The 18,489-nt window shown below is 34.7% G+C and carries 13 protein-coding genes and 2 pseudogenes; 9 read left to right on the forward strand and 6 right to left on the reverse strand.

Translation table 11 applies throughout. The annotated features are described in order from the left end of the window. The first annotated feature begins 48 nt into the window (after nucleotides 1-48). The 4 genes from OTK00_RS10595 (at nucleotide 49) to OTK00_RS10610 (ending at nucleotide 4,468) form a co-directional block, all read left to right on the forward strand. Nucleotides 49-540 carry a Csac_0668 family 2Fe-2S cluster-binding (seleno)protein gene (locus OTK00_RS10595; protein WP_045168854.1) on the forward strand — a complete coding sequence of 164 codons (492 nt, stop codon included), beginning with the start codon at nucleotides 49-51 and terminating at the stop codon, nucleotides 538-540. Between the two features lie 69 nt (nucleotides 541-609). Next, nucleotides 610-2,322 (forward strand): hypothetical protein, encoded by a 1,713-nt coding sequence (locus OTK00_RS10600; RefSeq protein ID WP_045168853.1) that lies wholly within the window; start codon nucleotides 610-612, stop codon nucleotides 2,320-2,322. Nucleotides 2,323-2,425: 103 nt separating this feature from the next. Then, a complete protein-coding gene (locus OTK00_RS10605) occupies nucleotides 2,426-2,935 on the forward strand; it encodes a nitroreductase family protein (RefSeq protein WP_241765447.1) in 510 nt (169 codons plus the stop codon). Between the two features lie 192 nt (nucleotides 2,936-3,127). Continuing rightward, the gene (locus OTK00_RS10610; protein WP_045168852.1) at nucleotides 3,128-4,468 is read left to right on the forward strand and encodes a glycoside hydrolase family 28 protein; all 1,341 of its coding nucleotides are present in this window, start codon (nucleotides 3,128-3,130) and stop codon (nucleotides 4,466-4,468) included. A 90-nt stretch (nucleotides 4,469-4,558) separates the two neighbouring features. Here the strand turns inward: OTK00_RS10610 and OTK00_RS10615 are convergent, their stop codons facing one another. After that, entirely contained in the window at nucleotides 4,559-5,914 is a 1,356-nt protein-coding gene (locus OTK00_RS10615; RefSeq protein ID WP_045168851.1) for a glycosyl hydrolase, read from the reverse strand. Nucleotides 5,915-6,158: 244 nt separating this feature from the next. Here OTK00_RS10615 and OTK00_RS10620 point away from each other — a divergent pair, with 244 nt between their 5' ends. From OTK00_RS10620 to OTK00_RS10635, 4 genes are read left to right on the forward strand one after another with little or no spacing between them, the layout of a single operon-like run. Continuing rightward, nucleotides 6,159-6,557 carry a sigma-70 family RNA polymerase sigma factor gene (locus OTK00_RS10620; RefSeq protein WP_268760782.1) on the forward strand — a complete coding sequence of 133 codons (399 nt, stop codon included), beginning with the start codon at nucleotides 6,159-6,161 and terminating at the stop codon, nucleotides 6,555-6,557. Between the two features lie 3 nt (nucleotides 6,558-6,560). Further along, the gene (locus tag OTK00_RS10625) at nucleotides 6,561-7,712 is read left to right on the forward strand and encodes an anti-sigma factor family protein (protein WP_241765445.1); all 1,152 of its coding nucleotides are present in this window, start codon (nucleotides 6,561-6,563) and stop codon (nucleotides 7,710-7,712) included. Nucleotides 7,713-7,747: 35 nt separating this feature from the next. Further along, nucleotides 7,748-8,641 carry an ABC transporter ATP-binding protein gene (locus OTK00_RS10630; protein WP_241765444.1) on the forward strand — a complete coding sequence of 298 codons (894 nt, stop codon included), beginning with the start codon at nucleotides 7,748-7,750 and terminating at the stop codon, nucleotides 8,639-8,641. Beyond that, a complete protein-coding gene (locus OTK00_RS10635) occupies nucleotides 8,641-9,495 on the forward strand; it encodes an ABC transporter permease (protein ID WP_045168847.1) in 855 nt (284 codons plus the stop codon). The genes OTK00_RS10630 and OTK00_RS10635 overlap by 1 nt, the downstream gene beginning before the upstream one ends. A gap of 45 nt (nucleotides 9,496-9,540) precedes the next feature. Here the strand turns inward: OTK00_RS10635 and OTK00_RS10640 are convergent, their stop codons facing one another. The 3 genes from OTK00_RS10640 to OTK00_RS10650 all read right to left on the reverse strand — a co-directional run bounded on the left by OTK00_RS10640 (nucleotide 9,541) and on the right by OTK00_RS10650 (nucleotide 13,190). Continuing rightward, nucleotides 9,541-11,772, reverse strand: coding sequence for an ABC transporter permease (locus OTK00_RS10640; protein ID WP_045168846.1), 2,232 nt, complete (start codon nucleotides 11,770-11,772; stop codon nucleotides 9,541-9,543). Next, complete coding sequence (locus OTK00_RS10645; RefSeq protein WP_045168845.1) at nucleotides 11,772-12,470, reverse strand: ABC transporter ATP-binding protein; 699 nt, start codon at nucleotides 12,468-12,470, stop codon at nucleotides 11,772-11,774. The genes OTK00_RS10640 and OTK00_RS10645 overlap by 1 nt, the downstream gene beginning before the upstream one ends. Before the next feature lie 84 nt (nucleotides 12,471-12,554). Further along, complete coding sequence (locus OTK00_RS10650; RefSeq protein ID WP_045170083.1) at nucleotides 12,555-13,190, reverse strand: TetR/AcrR family transcriptional regulator; 636 nt, start codon at nucleotides 13,188-13,190, stop codon at nucleotides 12,555-12,557. 363 nt (nucleotides 13,191-13,553) lie between these two features. Between OTK00_RS10650 and OTK00_RS10655 the strand changes: the two are divergent. Further along, nucleotides 13,554-14,995 (forward strand): annotated as a pseudogene (locus tag OTK00_RS10655) (transposase). A gap of 255 nt (nucleotides 14,996-15,250) precedes the next feature. On the opposite strand, the gene OTK00_RS10660 reads toward OTK00_RS10655, so the two are convergent. Both OTK00_RS10660 and OTK00_RS10665 read right to left on the reverse strand, forming a co-directional pair. After that, complete coding sequence (locus OTK00_RS10660) at nucleotides 15,251-17,143, reverse strand: [Fe-Fe] hydrogenase large subunit C-terminal domain-containing protein (RefSeq protein ID WP_045168844.1); 1,893 nt, start codon at nucleotides 17,141-17,143, stop codon at nucleotides 15,251-15,253. 17 nt (nucleotides 17,144-17,160) lie between these two features. Beyond that, a pseudogene (locus tag OTK00_RS10665) lies at nucleotides 17,161-18,396 on the reverse strand (IS1634 family transposase); the annotation flags it as partial. Between the last annotated feature and the right edge of the window lie 93 nt (nucleotides 18,397-18,489).

Here is an 18,489-nt window from a genome sequence, read left to right on the forward strand (position 1 = left end):
GAAGTTTTAAGTGATTTGATAATCATATTATACGAGGAGGAGTAAAAAATGGAGTGCTGCACAAACTCCTGCTGCACATCATGCTGTGAAAGCAGTTTTGCTAAGGCTTTTTCTCAAGTCTGCCCTGTTTGCAAGCAGGAAGGAATACCTGTAAAAAACTTTACAGTGAGGCATATTGTTTTGGAAGAGTATTTGCCTCAAGTAGGAACTAAGGATTATTTTTTGTGCACAAACCCGGAGTGTGATGTGGGATACTACCAGGGGGAAAATCTCTTTTACAAACAGCAGCTAAGGGTTCCAATCTGGCTTAAAAAAGATGCAAATCCCAAGTATGTATGCTATTGTAGCAGGGTTACAGAAGAGGATATAATTGATGCGGTTTTGAAAAAAGGAGCAAAAACTTTGGGTGATGCATGTAAAATCACAGGCGCAATGACAGAGTGCAAATGTGAGATAAATAACCCAACCGGAAAGTGCTGCACAGATCTTGTAAAAGAGGCATTTGATAAGGCTATGAAAATAAAAGAAGGGAAAATGTAAAATGCGCTGAGTAGTTCAATATTTTTTGTAATCGATTTACTAAAATTCTGAAAGGAAGGTTTTTTAAAAATGGCATACCAGAACTTTAAACTGGCAATATACTGTCCTGCTGGATTTTTGAAAAATGCAGAGTTAGCAATGCTTGAAAAAGATCTGGAATTTTTCAAAAAACATTTGGACATTTCAAAGGTATATCTTGAAACACATAGAGGTGCAGATACCGTTCCAAGAGAGAAAATGCTCAAGATAAAGGAGTTTTTTGAAGAGAAAAACATTAAAACCTCCGGAGGAATTACTGCAACTGTGGTATTTGGAAATGAAGAGCTTGATTATTATAGAATCTTTAATACCTTCTGTTACACAAACCAGAAGCATTTAGAAAAACTAAAAGAAATTGTCCAACACACAGCTTCTCTGTTTGATGAAATCATTTTAGACGATTTTTTCTTCACTGCCTGCACATGCCCATCATGCATTAGAGCAAAAGGAAACCTTAGCTGGAGCAAATTCAGATTAAATCTAATGACAGAGGTTTCAAGAGAGTATGTGATAAAGCCTGCAAAAAGTGTCAATCCAGACGCAAAAATAATAATCAAATACCCAAATTGGATAGAGTCTTATCAAGAAACAGGGTACAATCCTCAAACTCAGGCAGAGATCTTTGATTATACCTATACGGGTACAGAGACACGCGACCCTGCTCACACACAGCAGCATCTTCCAAGGTATGCAAGCTATTCACTTTTGAGATGGTTTGAAAATATAAAACCAGGTAAAAATCTCGGTGGCTGGTTTGATGCTTTGGACTGCATATACAATATTGGCAGCTATCTTGAACAGGCAAATCTAACTGTGTTTGCAAAGGCAAAAGAGATAACCTTGTTTGCCTTCCCATACCTGAGAAACTCTGTATTTGTCCCTGCCCTTGGCTTACAGCTTCAGCAGCTGGATGAGATTTGCAAACACATTGAAAATCCTGCAGGAATTCCTGTTTACCATCCATTTAATTCACACGGTGAAGACCACATTTATGACTACTTAGGAATGACTGGAATACCCTTTGAACTTACACCTCATTTTCAAAACAGCAGTACTGTCTTTGTTACTGCTGACAGTGCGCATGACACAGATATATTAAATAAGCTCAAAAATCACCTTCTGGCAGGAAAAGATGTAGTAATGACCTCCGGTTTTTTAAAAGCTATGCAGGGAAAAGGTATTGAAGATTTGACCTCTGTGAGAGTAACAGATAAAAAGGTTTTAACAAACTTCTTTGCAATCAAAACTGAGGTTTGTTCATTTTCAAAGTATGTATATGGGAAAAAGGAAGTGCTGATGCCCATTTTAGAACATCGCACAAATGCATCCTGGCAGGAGATTGTTGCAATCTCAGGCGAAAACAACTTTCCTGTTCTGATGAAGGATAGCTTTGGAAAAGGGACTATTTATACATTGACTGTGCCTGAAAACTACTCTGATTTCTACAACTTGCCGGCTGAGGTGCTGACAGAGATTCGAAAGGTTTTTATGAAAAATTTTGATTTCTACATTGAAGCAGGAGAAAAGATAGCTATTTTTGTATATACCAACAACACCTTTATAATAGAGTCTTTCCTGCCCTACAGAACCAGGGTGAACTTGCACATCAAGGACAAAAACAAAAAACTTATTGATCCTCTAAAAGCATGTGAACTTAAAATCTCTATGATATCAGAAACAGAAAATATCTATGAAATCAACTTAGAACCAGCAAGTTACAGAGTTTTGAAATTAGAAAACTAAATTTTTAAAACTTTTCTGGAAGGAGAGTGCTTTTGAAAATGATCAGTGTCTTTGAAAATGAAGTAACAAAAACCATCAAAGAACGCCGAAGTGTAAGGAGTTTTTGCCCAACCATGTTGAAGAGGAAAAAATAAAACTTCTGCTTGAAGCTGCAATCTTTGCCCCATCTGCTGTAAATGGTCAACCATGGTTTTTTACAGTGGTTCAAAATGTTGAGATTTTAAACAAAATGAATCAGGAAATAAAAAACATTATACTTCAGTCTTCTGATGAAAACCTGAAAAACTTTGCTTCAAAAGAAGATTTTAATGTTTTCCATAATGCCCCAATGGCTATAATTGTCTCGGGAAAAGAAAACAGTCAGTCTGCCCAGGTTGACTGTGCAGCTGCAACCCAGAATATTCTCCTTGCAGCAAAATCGCTGGGATTGGCTTCATGCTGGATTGGATTTGTTGGAATACTGTTTTCAAGTTCAAAAGCCCAGGATTATATAAAACTTCTCAAAATTCCTGAGGGGTTCAAACCTCTGTGGGCAATTGCTCTGGGATACACTGAAAATTATCCCAAAACAGCACCTGAGAGAAACTGGAGTGTGGTTGAGTGGATAAAGTAGGTTATTTTTTTCAAACCTTTCAAGGATTGTAGTGGGGCCTTATGCTCCTTTTTTTGTTTACTACAATATGTTCAATCACTGTTATTTATAACCACCAAAATTTAATATTTTCTCAAAATTATTGGGAGGACTTTGGTGATTTTTTAGGTTATTTTGAATATATGAAATAAAAGCAGTTAGGAGGTAGAACCTTTGAAAGTAGTCATTACTGACTTTGGGGCAAAACCAGATGGTTTGAGCTTTTGTACAGAGGCAATACAAAAGGCCATTGACACCTGTTTTGAAAATGGTGGTGGAGTTGTAGTTATACCTGCTGAAATTTATTTGAGCCGCCCTATAAGGTTAAAATCTAATGTAACCCTGTATTTAGAAGAAGGTGCTGTAATCAAAGCAATCAACAATATTGAAGATTATTATCAAATTGGTTATTACCATAACGAATGGGGAGAAGTTACTTCCTTTTTATATGCAATGAATGAAAAAAACATAGCAGTTGAAGGAAAAGGTACAATTGACCTTTCCGGAAGCAGTTTTATGGACTTTTCAAAAGCATTCAACCAGTTTGAAGAGCTATCCCAACTTGATAAAGATCAATTTGAAGAGACAGAATGCAGGCCCATTCACAGACCAAACCAGCCCATATTCTTTTATAACTGTGAAAATATCAGTCTGAGCGGTATTTCAATTATCGACTCACCTTGCTGGACAGTTTGTATTCATTCATCAAAATACATCAAGGTTAATAACATAAGGATTATGAACAATCTCAGAGTCCCAAACAGTGACGGAATACATCTTTGCTCATGTGAAAATGTAATAATAACAGACAGTTTCTTTACCTGCGGAGATGATTGTGTTGCTATATCTGGCATCACAAACTGGGAAAAACCATGTGAAAATATAATTGTATCAAACTGCATAATGCAAACACGCTCAGCAGCGTTGCGGATGGGACACCTTGATAGTAAAGTAAAGAATGTGATTGCTTCCAACCTTATCATTCTGGATTCAAATAGAGGAATTGCAATATTTGCAAACGGCAAAAACGGGTATGTCAAATCAGTTACAGTTTCAAATGTTGTAATGACAACAAAGATATTTGCTGGTACATGGTGGGGAAAAGGTGAGCCAATTGTAATTGCCTCTCCCGAAGAAGGCAATTTTATTGAAGATGTCTCTATTTCCAATGTAAAAGCTTATTCGGAAAACGAAATCTTAATCTATGGTAAAGATAACAATATCCGAAACATCTTACTTGAAAATATTGACATACACCTTGGCTTTGGCAAAAACAGGCAACTATTTTGTAAAAAAATTGACATTCTCCCAAGCGAATGCCCACCTTTCCCTGACTATATGAATAAAATTCCATGGATTTTTGCAAAAGATATTTTGAACCTCAAACTTCAGGATATTAACTATGGATATAATCTGCAAAGCTCAAAAAACAATTTTGATATAGAGGGAATCTTTGAAAATGTTAAGAATTCCTTCATTTCTGGTATACGAAAGATTGATTATTCCACAAAATAATAAACTTATATTTCCTGTATAAATTTAAAGGCTGCCATTTTTAAATAGCCTTAGCTTCTCAAAATGGCAGCCCTGATTTATTTCTTTTTCTCATCTCCTGAACAGGTCAAATCTATCCAGTGTAATTACGTAAGGATGGTTATAAACATTTTTCAAATGTTCAAATGAATTTATTCTGCCATCAGTTGTGAATCCTCCCCACCAGGGCATAAACCAAAGCCAGTAAGTCTTTGAACTCTGGAGCTTATCCGGGTCAGGAATTGGTCCGTCTTCTGTCAAAGCTATGGGCTTTTTACCTCCTGTCAGTTCATAAATATAATTATACCAAAACGAAATGGGACCATAGTTTTGAGCCGGGGCATAAAAATCAACCCCTGCAATGTCATAGTACTCCTCTTCTATTTTCCAATCAGGATGTGGCGTATTCCAAACCCATATGAGATTGTTTAGCTTGAAGTAATTAGTATATACATCATATAAAAGATAATAAAGTTCTTTATAAGCCTTCGGACCTTTTGCACCCCACCAGAACCATCTGCCGTCAGCTTCATGAAGAGGTCTGAAGATAACAGGCACATCTGCATCTGCCATGACTTTTAGCCACTTGCCAATTTCATAAATATCCTCCATCAGCAGCTTGTTTTCTTTAGTATCCGGACAGAGAGCAGCCTCTAAATCAAAGTCAGTGTTTTTGGTATAAAATGTCTTGTCGTTGCCTCCTGTTGGAGAGAACCAATGCCAGCAAAATGTCACAATTCCACCTGATTCTCTGTGCCACTTAATTGCTTCTTCGACAGAACCCCGATTTAACATCACCTCAAACATTGCATCGTAGGTCATATTATTGGTAACAGTGTGCTTTGTATAGCTTAGAAAATCAAAGCCACGAAGAGCTGGTCTTTTGCCTGTTTGATATTCTATATAGGAAATTTCAGACCCCACTGCTGTGTTTGTATGTTGACCGGCAATAATTGCCCTGCTATAAATTTCTGAAAAATATTCTATTAATTTCTTGCATTTATCAGAGGCAAGTTGATTTGTAAGCTTAAATAAAGGAGTGCCTTCTTGTAAATGTATTTTTTCAAGCTCAATTTTATATATTTGAGCAATCCCCCAGCCTGCATAAAATTTTATTCTCTTCTGTCCGTTTTCTAAAAAAACCTCTCCAATCTTTAATTTTGAAACTTCATAAGATTCAGAATTCAGTCTCACATCGCCATAGCACAATCCATCTATATCTACAAGAAAGACAGCTTTCGCATACTTTTCTGCTTTGTAATAAAGATATAGAGCATAGTAGCCGCTTTCTTTTATGTCCAAACAAAATTCTATTTCAAACTTATCTGATTCAGGCACAGCACTATAAACATACTCATCACTGGTATCCTCTTTGATAATTTTTACTCCATTCAATATTGCTTCTTTTATACCCTTGCTGATTTTCATCTAAGTTTCATTATCCTCCCATAAAAATTATTTTTCTAAATTTATAAGCAGTATACCAAATACATTCTTAATCAGCATGCAGAAATTTTCGAAAATATTTCATATTCTTTAAAACATGTCACAAATCCGGCTCTTAAATTGTTTATAATATTAGAAAACGAAAAAACAAGGGGGTTTTGAGGCGCTGGATTTTGAGCAAATTTACTCTAAATACTACCAAAAAGTGCTAAATTATTTAACATTTATGCTGAAAACTCCAAAAGAGGCAGAAGACATTGCACAGGAAGTTTTTTACAAGCTCATTAAAAATCCCCCTCGCGAGGATAATATTCAAGGATGGCTTATTACTGTTGCAAAAAACCTTGCAATAAACTACCTAAAATCACAAAAAAGAATTTATATTGGAGAAGAAACTATCATCTGTTCTCAAACCTCACAAGATGATATTGAAATACTTCAGGTCAAAATGACACTTGAAAAACTGCCTGATGAACAAAAAGACCTGCTACTTTTGAAATACTCTGGATATACATACGAAGAAATAGCAAAAATTATGAATATAAACCCAAACTCGGTTGGGACTATGATTGCAAGAGCTCAAAAGAAGTTCAGAAAAATTTATGAGGAGGGGGAAGGAGAGTGATGTATGATGTGCTATAGCGAAGGGAAGCTTCAAGAGCTCATTGATGGGGTGCTTTCCAAAGAGGAAAGTTTGCAAGTCAAAAAACATCTTCTTTTGTGCAGAAAGTGCAGAAAACTCTACAACGAACTTAAAAAAACAAATGAGTTTGTATCTTTGAAAATGCAGAAAGTGCTCAGTTCAACCACAAATAATAAAAAAGGAGGGCTAATGGTTATGATTAATAAAAACAGAAAGATTATTTTTACAGCAGCTGTAGCAGCTGTTTTTTTGGTCAGCATAATTTTTACACCATTTGGAAAAGCTTTATCAGATGCCCTGAGGATTTTCAGAGCAGCGTCTGTTGAGCCAGTTGCAATTACTATTTCTGACCTTCAGGAAATTGAAAGCAAGCTGCAGCAGATTAATGCTAATTCTACAATTGATTTGAAACAGTTTGGGAAAATTGATTTTAAAAGCTCAGAAAATCACAGCCTATTTGTGGAATCATTGGATTCAAGTGAGTTTGAATCTGCAAAAAATATTCTCAAAAAATACAATATAAGCTCTGATGAGATAGCTTATTTCTGGCAAAAAGAAAACATTAAAAGTATGATGATTAATGAGAACCCAAATATAGAATTAAAATTCAAACTTGATATTGACAAAATAAACCAGCTCTTAAAATCACTTGGTTCCAAAAACCTGCTACCTCAAGCACTTGACCAAAAAGAGTTTGTGCTTACCATGGAAGGTGCTCTTAATTTAACCTTCTATCCTGTAAAAAATTCTGAAGAGTCCAAAAAAGACAATGTATATATGATACCTTCATTGGAAATAGGAATTATAAAAGCTCCAAAGTTAACAACCCCTGTTGAATTAGATGAGGTTAAAATATATGAAACAATAGCAAACTTACCATTTGTTCCAAACAGTATTAGGTCTCAGCTTCTTTCAATCAAAGACCCTCTTTCAACACTCCCAATTCCTGTGAATAAGAATGAATATGATTATAAGAAAGTCAGTATAGCAGGCAATGAAGGACTCATTGTTTACCATAAGAACAATCCCAACGATAGTGCTATTTTGTGGGTAGATGACAGCAAGAGTATAAAATATATTAAAGCAGAATCTGCTTCCGAGCAAAAGCTTGTTGAACTTGCAAACTTACTGAAATAAACCGAAAACAGAAAAGGCAGGGATGATATTTGATATTGAAAACAGAAAACCTTACAAAAGAGTATTCATCCAAAAACGGTTGTTTTAATATAAATCTTGAAATAGAAAAACCTATGGTGTTTGGCCTTTTAGGTCCAAATGGTGCTGGAAAAAGCACACTTGTAAAAACCCTTGTGGGACTTTTGAGACCCACAGGGGGAAAGGCTTTTTTGCTTGGAAAACCTCTTGATGATATTGCTATTAAATCAAAAATAGGTTATCTTCCTGAAAATTTTAAATACCCTGACTGGATGACAGCTTATGAGGTTATGGAATTTCACTGTCAGCTTCTCAGAATGAAAAACTACAAAAATGAGATTTATTCTCTGCTTGAAAAGGTAGGTATAATCGAACACAAAGACAAAAAGATAAGGTCATTTAGCAAAGGAATGCAGCAGAGGCTTGGACTTGCAGTCAGTATGTTAAATAAACCCGAGATAATATTCTTGGATGAACCAACCTCGGCACTTGACCCAGTTGGCAGAATTGATGTGAGAAATATAATAATTGAGCTAAAAAAACAGGGAACAACAGTGTTTTTAAACTCGCACCTTTTGTCTGAGGTTGAAAAGGTTTGTGACAAGGTTGCAATAATTAACAAAGGCTACATTGTTGCAATGGGAACAATTGATGAGCTGACAAGAAAAGCTTTAAATGTAACTTTTGTGCTGGATAAAGTAGATAGCAAATTATTTGAAATTATGAGTTTGAAAAATATAAACGTCTTGACTCATTCCCAAAATACCTTAGAGGTGGAACTTCCTTCGCATGAAGACATACCCATTCTTGTTGAAGAATTTGTGAAAAGTGGTTATAAGATATATGAAGTTAAAAAATCCCAGGAGCTCGAAAGTGTGTTCATGCAGGTTATAGGAGAGGGGTTTTTCTGATGACGGCAATAATAAGATACTCTTTTAAAGAATTTGTAAGAAAGAAGATATTTTTGATTACAATTTTGATGTCAGTAGCCTTTTTGTTTTTGTACATCTGGGGGTTAAAAGAAATAGCAGAAAATCTAAAACAGCAAAGCGGTATGATGACATTTGCAATGCAGCAGGTTACTGTATTTTCATCGCTTGGTTTTTACTTTTCGCACCTGATGGTTGCTTTTCTGGTTGTGTTTGCAACATCAGGGATAATTTCGTCTGAGATTGAAAATTATAATGTTCACACAATCATTGTTCGTCCAATTGCACGCTGGAAATATGTACTTGCAAGGTACTTGGGTGCTTTAATTTTTATAACCTTATATTCAACTGCAATATTCTTTAGCATCTACACTATCAATAAGACTGTGGGATTTTCTATTGATCACCCAATCTCAAAGATAGTTTTGGGATGGCTTCTGTTTGAATTAATTGCTGTTGTGCTTTTAACTGTTACAACATTTTTCAGCACATCGTTTTCAACTCTTGCAACAGGGATACTTGTTGTACTTCTGTTTGGATTTGCTATGATAGGAGGTTTTTTGGAGCAGATTGGCTATGCAATAGCAAATTTTTCAAAGGCATCAACAACGCTTCAGACAATCGGTATTGTATCAAGTTTAATCTTGCCAACTGACAATATTTATCGTGAGATGGCAAATATTCTTTTTAAATCCAATTTAATTGACTTTTCGACCATTGACCCATTTGCGGGAATATCAAAAAATAGTATTTACATGAGAATATACTGGTTTTTCTATATATTTGTCCTAATATACCTAACTATTAAAAAGTTTGAAAAAAAGGATTTGACATAATAAATGGGGCTGTGCTTTCCTCTTTTCAAGCCAGCCCCATTGATATCAATCAACCTGCTGTCTTAATATCTCAACCGGCATAACCTTTGCTATTTTCTGCCTTGCCAGAAATCTTGAAATTAAAAAGACCAAAAGAAGTATGGCAAATGTAGACAGGATGCTATTTACACTCAAATCAAGGCTCATTGCAAAATCGATATCTCTTGTTGCTGTGCTCATAAGCCAATCCATTGTAAACCTGGATAGTGGAATTCCTGCAGCAAATCCTACAAAAAACGAAATATAATTAAAGCCAAGAATCATTTTAAAAATACTTCCTTCTCTGTACCCCAGCATTTTCAAAATACCAATGTTCTTTTTGTTTTCATTTAGAGTCAAAGTAGATAGAACATACACAATCAAAAGAGCAAGAATGGCAGCAATTAGCGCCATCACGCCTATACTTTTTGACAAATCCCCGGCAGATGATTTTATTGTATTTACAAGTTCAGCTTTTGCATAACTTTCAAAAATCATGCCCGGTGGAATCTCAAGCTTTTCCTTTGAAAATATCCCGGCATATTCTTCACTTCTGTATCCAAAAATCCTGTTAAAACTCTCAAGCTCCATATACCCGTTGTTCCCAACCGGAAGGTCTGCTACTTTCCCTATTTTTAAAGTATATTCTTTGCCTGTAAATTTGTTCTTCAGTTTAATCCTATCACCCTCGCCAACCCCAAGTTTGTTTGCAAGCGGCCTGGTTATAATAAGCTCACCTGACACAGGAATTTCTTTCCCTTTCTCATCATACAGCTCTATCATCTCTGAGCTGCTTTTTATTCCATAAATTGCTATGCCAAGCCTGGTACCTTTTACGTCAAAATACAAAAGGTTGAATGGTTCAGCTTCAGAAATCATATTAATCTCGGAATGTTTTGATATGGAGTTTAGCAAATAAAGATAACTGTACTTAAAATTCTTTTCATATGTTTTTTCTATTGCCGTAACAATTGCATCCTTTGCAGTCAAGCCGTACATCATCAGGATTGTTGAAAAGATTATTCCAACTGCTAAAATAAGTTCTCTGCCCATATGCCGCCAGCCATACTTTAGCATAATCCTTGTTTTAAACTCAAATCTATCAAAAAACTTTATTGAAGGAAGCTTGCCAAACTTTATTTCATCAATGCCATGAAGCATCTGAACAATTGTGAGCTTGAAAAAGTTTTTGATTGCAAGGTAGCCTGAAAGAAAGATAAATATTGCTGGCATAAGCATTGCAACAAATACATGCTGCCATGGTAAAATTGACTTTATCTCTGGTAATGTAAAGTATGACCTGTAAAACCTGGCAAAAGGCGCAGCTTCAATAATCCCAAGCAGCACTCCAGAAACAGAACCAAAAAGCCAGATATAAAGCGGAAATTTCATAAAAACCTTCAGCACATCTTTCTGTGCATATCCCATCGAATAGATTGTGCCAATTTCAGCATGCATGGTGTTTATTACCCTTCGCATGACAATAAAGAGTATAAAAGATGATACAAAAATTATAAAAAGACTGAGTGGCAAAGTTAGGTTCTTTGCATTTTTAACTTTTATCTCTGTATACATTATTCGTGGATTCTGGTCTCTTTGCATAAACTTCAAAAGTTCCCAGTTGCTATTTAAAAACTCTTTGAACCTGTCAATGTCTTTTATCCTGCCTTTAAAACAGTAATAATGAACAGGAAAAGTGTTGAAAAGTTTCTTCATCTCATTTCCATTCATAAGAGCAAAGCCAAAATGCTCAGGGTCAGGTAAAAAATCCTGGTCATTTTTAATAATGTAAATATAATCTGGAAGATAAGCAATACCAGAAACCCTGAAATTCTGTCCACCTATATTAAGTACAGAACCTATTGTGAGATTGTGCGCTCTGTAAAATGCAGGGTCTACAAGTATTTCACCTTTTGATGGCATTCTGCCCTTTTCGATATATGGTTTGTTTATTTCCTCTGGTATTGAGAAAACTCTGAGTACAAAATTATCTTCCTGAGCATCTACAAAAAGCCTCTCTTCTGCTCTAATACCAAATCTATCTTTTAAAAGCTTTAAATCAACCTCTTTTGCAGTAATAAAATTCCCATCTTCCTGGTTGTATTTATCCTTAAACACTTCATAGTTATAATCTATATCTTGCATTGACACAGCAAAAAGCGTATATGTCATTGTGGCAATAGCAACAAGCAGCATTATAGATAAGAACTGTAAAAATTCTCTTTTAATCATTCGCAAAGGAATTTTTTTAATCACCATCACCATGTCACCTCTTGACTTGAGAGCTTTTGATGATTTTCTGAAAATTCTACAAGTTTGCCTGATCTGAGTCTCAATGTTGCATCCGCCATTTTGGAAATAGCAAGGTTGTGTGTAATTATCAAAATGGTTGTGCCAAACTTTTTGTTTACATCTTCTAAAAGTTTTAGCACAAGTTTGCTGCTGTCATAGTCAAGCGCACCTGTTGGCTCATCGCACAGAATTAATGCAGGATTTTTGACAACTGCTCTTGCAATTGCAACCCTTTGCTGCTGCCCGCCTGATAGCTCAAATGGGAATTTGTCTTTTTCAGAATCTACTCCCACCATTTTCAAAACCATGTCAACATCCAGGGGGTTTTTGCTGAGCTGTGCACTTGAGAGCACATTTTCATAAACAGTAAGCCCATTTATGAGGTTGAAGAACTGAAACACAAAACCAACATAATCGCGCCTGTAATCAGAAAGCCTTTTTTGGTCCATAGCAGTTATCTCTTTGCCATCAACAAAAACCCTGCCTTTATCCGCTCTGTCAAGCCCGCCAAGGATGTTAAAAAGTGTGGTCTTACCCGACCCGGATGGACCTATCACTGTGTAGATCTTTCCCTTTTCAAGTTCAAAACTAACATCGTCAAGAGCCCTAATTTCGCTTTTGCCCATCCTGTAGATTTTAGAAAGATTTTCTACTTTGATAAACACTGAGGTTCATCTCCTTAACCTTTTATTTTACTACTATATATTATGACTCATTGGTCATATGACTGTAAAGTCACATTTATATTTCTACTTTTTACCAATTCCTTCTTTTATTAAAATCCAGAACTGCGACATAGCATTTTTGAAATAATCTATATCGATGTCAAGTGTAGTTGACATGTTTTGCAAAGCCTGTTCAACTATAAATTTTTTCATATAAAATCCTGCACCCTCTAAAAATATAGCAATTACAGCTGGGTCAATGTCATCTCTTACAATTCCTTTTTCCTGATTGTATTTTATAACCTCTATTAGAAAGTCTCTTGACTGTTTTAGAAACTTCTCATTTACCTCATCTCTAAAAGGTGCGTCATGTGAAAAAAATGCACGTTCTATGAGCATATATTCATACTTTAATTCTTTTATCGCAACCCATATACTTTTCAATGAACTTTCGTAATAATCAAAAATGTTTATATGAACCATATCAAGCTTCTCAAGAAGTTTTAAAAACCTCCGGTAAGAAATTTCTATTGCGTAAAAATACATATCCTTTTTGTTTTCAAAATACTGATACATACTCCCCTTTGCAACACTGCACTCTTTTGCAACATCCGATATATCAACCTCATGATAGGGCTTTTGTGAAAAATGTTTTATTAACGTGTTTGTTATAAGATTTCTCTTCTCTTCCGGAAGGTTTAAAAATGTCTGCTTGGGCATAAATCTCACCTCAAGGTTATTATGACTTTTTGGGCATGTGATGTAAAGAAAAAATTTATTTTGATTAAGATCTGGCACGCAGTATATAAATAAAATAACAAGAAGCGAATCAGTTGTATAAAACAAATGGACCTTTGCAAACCTGGTTTGCAAAGGCCACCACTCTCAATTAAGCAAAGCAATTAAAAGCTGTAACTTCCTTGACTTTTCATCCCTTAGTTATATTTTTCTAGCCTTTTGCATAAACGCTCAAGATGAGCGTTATCAAGCTTTTCAAAACTTTTAAAAAAGTCTTCCTTCCTCCTCATAGATAGTGTAAAATCTATCTATATAAAACATACTTTCTATGAGGAGGAAGATAAAATGTTCAAAAGTCAAAACAAACAACTATCTTTTTTAGATCTCTATGAGCACGTTAAAAACGTTGCTTCTTAGTAACCCACACACTTTGCTCGGCTTTTTCAGCAATTTCATTGATTTAAACCAGTTCATACCTACATCCTTCTTCAAAACTTACTACAAACACTTCGGAAGACAAAGAGATTTCTCTTTGCAATCTATGCTCTGTGCTTTCTTTGTACAAAAAATACTCAAACTCCCTACATTAACTCAGCTGCGCGCTATCCTACTCAACTCCTACAAACTCAGAATCTTTTGCAACTTCAATAAAATTCCTTCTATCTCTACCTTCTCAAGATTCAGAAAAATCTTCTGCCATGAGATTGAAAAACTCTTCTACAATATCGCAAACTATGCCCATAATATCGCCCTTAAAATAAACCCTGACCTTGCTTCTACTATCATCTTCGATACTACCGCTTTAGAACCCAAGGTCAAAGAAAATAACCCTAAATTCATTCAATCACAACTTAAAAAAACTAAGTCACAAAACCCTGACCTACAATCTCATCTTGTCTATTCCCTCACATATTCTAACCTCCCTCAAACTGCTTCTGCTTCACCATATATCACTCGTATGTTCGCTAACGGTCATTTCTGCTATGCTTACAAATTCTCTATACTAACTAATGGCTTTGGTATCCCTCTTGTAATCTCACCTGCTTTTACTTTCCCTCAAGCTGATACATCTGATCCATCCTTTGCTAAAGCTATCTCCGATTCAAAAGCTCTTATCCCTGCTCTGATTACTTTGAATAAAAACTTTCAATACTCTTTCTCAACCTTCATTGCTGATAGTGCTCTTGACTCATATGCAATTTACTCTACTTTAATCAATAACTTTAAGTTCTTCTTATGCCATTATCCCTATAAACCCAAGAAACTCAAAATCAAATTCAACCTCACCCACTTCCGACCCAAATATCTCTATATCTCCAGAAGGTGTGACCTTTTTGTAATAAGAAGAGCAACCCTTTTATCCGTGAAGGCTTTTGTAATGGTAAAAACGCTTGCTACGTATCAAGTGGCGTTGTCCTTGCTCTCAAATTAAAGATGGTAAACGCTTTTGCAACTGCCCTCATCCCTGTACTTCTTCTAAGTCTGGTAGAATGTTTTATACCTACCCAGACTCTGACCTGCGCAACTTCCTTGGCATAGACAGAAATTCTAATGAATTTGAAAAACTCTACAAATCAAGAGTTACTATAGAACAAACTATCTTCCAGTTAAAGTCTTCCCTCGGTCATGATACATTATTTTTCCATGACCATACTTCACTTTTTTCTGACCTCTTGCTCTCCGCCATCTGTATGCTTTTGATTTTTATTCTCTCTTACTTTATCTTAGAATCTCACAAAAACATTACTTACAAAAAACTTCAAAAACTTAAAAAACTTATAGTATAAGCCTATCTTCAGCTTCTAACACAAATTCCTTTTTGCTTATGCTGCATAAACTTTCCTCTTCATCTAAAAGCCCTTTAGCAATCACTTTCAAAAGGGTTTAGGATTACTTTGTCTTCTTTTAGTTTGGTATCACTTACCATTTGTCTGGTATATGCTTTTATTGTTTGCAATGCTATATATTGGCATCTGTAAATACTCTTATCTATCATCTGCCTTGTTACTTATTACTTCATTTCCATTTTATTGCTCATGTTTTCAGCTATTTTGCAAACGCCTATTATATTTTTCTTCTAATACACCTTCCTGTTGAATTAATGCATTGAGCCGTGAAATTTCAGCTGAAATTTCCTCACTTTTTGCCGTTAGCTCCTCACTTAAAGCACTCTCATTTACTAAAGAGCTGTTTATACTTTCAATTGTACTCAGTATACTTTCTGTTAAATTAGGAATCTCGTTCATTAAGTTAATCATGGTATCGAATTCTTTTTTCACAACAGACGTCTCGACTTTCATTCTATCTGCAAGTTTTCGTATTTCTGTAGCTATAACAGAAAAGCCTTTTGACTCGGTTATCTTTGAAGCTTCAATAGAAGCATTTAAAGCATAAAGAGATATACTACTTCCAATATCCTGGAGTATATTGTTGGTTTTGTTTAGAACATCTATTTTCGAAGACAACTCTTTACTAATATTATCAAGCAACTTAATCTGTTCTAATATACCAGAAACCGCAGAAGAGATATTCTCAATTTCTTTAGCATTCTCACTATATCCAACTGCTATTTCTTGCATACTCCTATCTACAACATCTGTTGCAAATGCCACTTCTTTTATTAACTTTTCAAGTTCAATTTTAGTATTGTGTATTTCATCTAATAACTTGTTAATTTGGGTATTCTTGTAATGCAACTCCTCATTTTCAAGAGACACTTTATCTTTTAAGTAATTAACACAATTTTCTTTCCTGTTATATCCATAATAGATTGCAATAGCCATTTCTTCGCAAGAATCATGTCCACATGCGGAGCAATTCAAATTTCTCCTTTCAGGCGTGGTTTTTAGCATTTCATTGTAGATGTTTTCTAATACATCGGCAGAAGGTTTTTCTAAATACTTGCGCTTGTTTTGGTATGTTGTTATATAGTCCTCTAATTTAAGTTTCTTATCAAAAAAATTAAATAGTCTTTTACTTTTGTACTTGTTAAATGTTCTCTTCTTCATAACATCAAATTCATAATCTATTACGTCGATAGGAGTATCTAATTTAGTAGCTGTTCCTTTATTACATCCCTCGTGGCAGTTTAATATGTCAACAATTAGAGGTTTTTGATTGTCTGGAGTATTCAAATAGTCTTTTTCTAAATACTCAAATACTATATCACCCTCGATCTGTTTTACTTTTGCATCTTTGAAATATGCATTAACATTTTCTTTTAAACCACCTGGTCTGCTAAAAAGTTTTCCTAAATATCCTTCAGCATAATCAAATTTTCCTGTATCAGCAGCCTTGTTGTATATATCACCAAATTCTTCTATTAAAGAAACATACGTTACATTCAACTGGACAATATCAGGAAATCTTGCTATTTCGTCTTTTTTAGCAATACATGGAGAAATAAAAACTATTGGTTCGGTTTTTTTCAAATATTTTCTCAGATAAATGCTTACACACATCATTGGACTTTGGACAGGAATTAGATAATCAAGTAGTTGAGGAACATGTTTTTCTATGTAATTAACTACTACAGGGCATGGCTGAGCAATAATACTTTTTTTTGAAAAACGCTGAATATACCTGATATAAGCCCAAGTGGTTATATCTGCACCAAAAGAAACGTCGTAAACCTCTTTAAATCCAATTTCTCTCAGAGTATTTATGAGCTTTCCTATTTTGAAATTAGCTCTTGCAGAAGGAGCAACAACTGCAATAGGTTTTACACCAGAAGCTAACATCTCTTTAAGCAAAGTAATATCATCTTTAAATTCCCTTGCTCCATGTTCACAGTATTTTACACACCTTCCACACTTGATGCAAAAATCATTGTCTAGTTCAATATATTCTCCCTTAATAGTATTAGCAAATTGCACAGGACATACACGTATACACTTGTAACACTTTACACACTTTTCTTTGTTGATAGCAATCATTAGATATTCCCCCTCTCTTTACTGCTCTTATTTACCCGCTTTAAAAACTTCTTTCCTCCCCTTTTCTCTAAAGCCCTGATTTTACTCGGCTCCTCTAAAAGCTCTTTTGCCTTCTTAATAAGCCTTTCCCTATCCTGCTTGTCTTTTTTAGCTCTCTTGCTTGAATAGGTTATCACCATCTTCTCTTCTAACTTGTACTTTTTGCCGTTTTCATCTTTTACACAATTCTCATAATCTATTACTTTAAATTTAAATTCTTCTCCATAAATGCTTTCAAAATCCTTTTTTGCTAAGTATTTATATCCATCATCGTTAAATACTTCTTCTAAAACCATTTTGCTCATGTTCTTAAGCCTCGACGCCACAATATAGTCGTATCCTGCTTCCTTTATTATCTTAAGATTTAAGCTTTTGTTTATGCCTTTATCTGCTACTATTACAACTTTGTCTATACAAAATTTCTCCTTCAGTTTCTCTAAAATTTTTATAATAGTCTTGCTATCTATAGTATTACCAGGAAAAAGCTCATACCCAACAGGTCTTCCTTCTTTATCTATCAGCATTCCCATTGCTACCTGTACTTCATTGACTTTGTTGTCTTTGCTAAATCCACACATCCTTAGACTGTCCGCTTTTACCCTCTCAAAGTAAAAAGTTGTAACATCATAAAACACAACATCTACCTGAAAGTTAAACAATGTCTTGTTCATCTGGTAAAGATAAATCTCCAGTTCTTCCTTTGCTTCTGCTAATATATCTAAGCTTCTGTAAAGATGGTTTAAATCAATTTCCTGCAATGGAAAACCAAAATATTGATGTCTCTTTTCATATGTTTTAAATTTACTAACTGGTTGCAGTAGTCTTTGAACTGTCATTAAAAAACTTACAATGTCAATATCAAATTTGATTTTGTATCGTCTTAAGCAGTATTCTTCTAAGAATTTGTCTATTTTAAAAAGTTCCCACAGTTTGCGACAGACAATATGTCCGTAGTTCAATATTGTTCCTTCAGAAATATTATCTTTTGTCAATTCCATGGTGGCATTTTTATTTTTTTCTTTAGCAAATACTTCATAAAGTTTGTCTACTACATTTACAAAAGTCTCATTATTTTTTAAAAGATCATGTCTACCGAGGTTAAGAAGGACTTTTTGTTTTATTTTGCCATTTTCTCTATAATTATGGACAATTTTAACATACTCATATCCATCAGCTTTAGTAATTTTAACAAATAAGAGAGACCACTTGAGAATGTTTTTGGAATATCATACTACAAAAATATCAATAAATCAAGTTATATGTAGATAAAAATCTCGAATAGGTGTGAAGATATTTACCATAGCGAA

The sequence above is a fragment of the Caldicellulosiruptor morganii genome, from assembly GCF_026810225.1.
GTDB lineage: Bacteria > Bacillota > Thermoanaerobacteria > Caldicellulosiruptorales > Caldicellulosiruptoraceae > Caldicellulosiruptor > Caldicellulosiruptor morganii.

What these genes read in the sequence shown, in the direction of transcription:
- OTK00_RS10595 (WP_045168854.1), top strand. Translation starts at nt 49, where the DNA reads ATGGAGTGCTGCACAAACTCCTGCTGCACATCATGCTGTGAAAGCAGT.
- OTK00_RS10600 (WP_045168853.1), top strand. Translation starts at nt 610, where the DNA reads ATGGCATACCAGAACTTTAAACTGGCAATATACTGTCCTGCTGGATTT.
- OTK00_RS10615 (WP_045168851.1), bottom strand. Translation starts at nt 5,914, where the DNA reads ATGAAAATCAGCAAGGGTATAAAAGAAGCAATATTGAATGGAGTAAAA.
- OTK00_RS10620 (WP_268760782.1), top strand. Translation starts at nt 6,159, where the DNA reads ATGCTGAAAACTCCAAAAGAGGCAGAAGACATTGCACAGGAAGTTTTT.
- OTK00_RS10625 (WP_241765445.1), top strand. Translation starts at nt 6,561, where the DNA reads ATGATGTGCTATAGCGAAGGGAAGCTTCAAGAGCTCATTGATGGGGTG.
- OTK00_RS10635 (WP_045168847.1), top strand. Translation starts at nt 8,641, where the DNA reads ATGACGGCAATAATAAGATACTCTTTTAAAGAATTTGTAAGAAAGAAG.
- OTK00_RS10640 (WP_045168846.1), bottom strand. Translation starts at nt 11,772, where the DNA reads ATGGTGATTAAAAAAATTCCTTTGCGAATGATTAAAAGAGAATTTTTA.
- OTK00_RS10650 (WP_045170083.1), bottom strand. Translation starts at nt 13,190, where the DNA reads ATGCCCAAGCAGACATTTTTAAACCTTCCGGAAGAGAAGAGAAATCTT.
- OTK00_RS10660 (WP_045168844.1), bottom strand. Translation starts at nt 17,143, where the DNA reads ATGATTGCTATCAACAAAGAAAAGTGTGTAAAGTGTTACAAGTGTATA.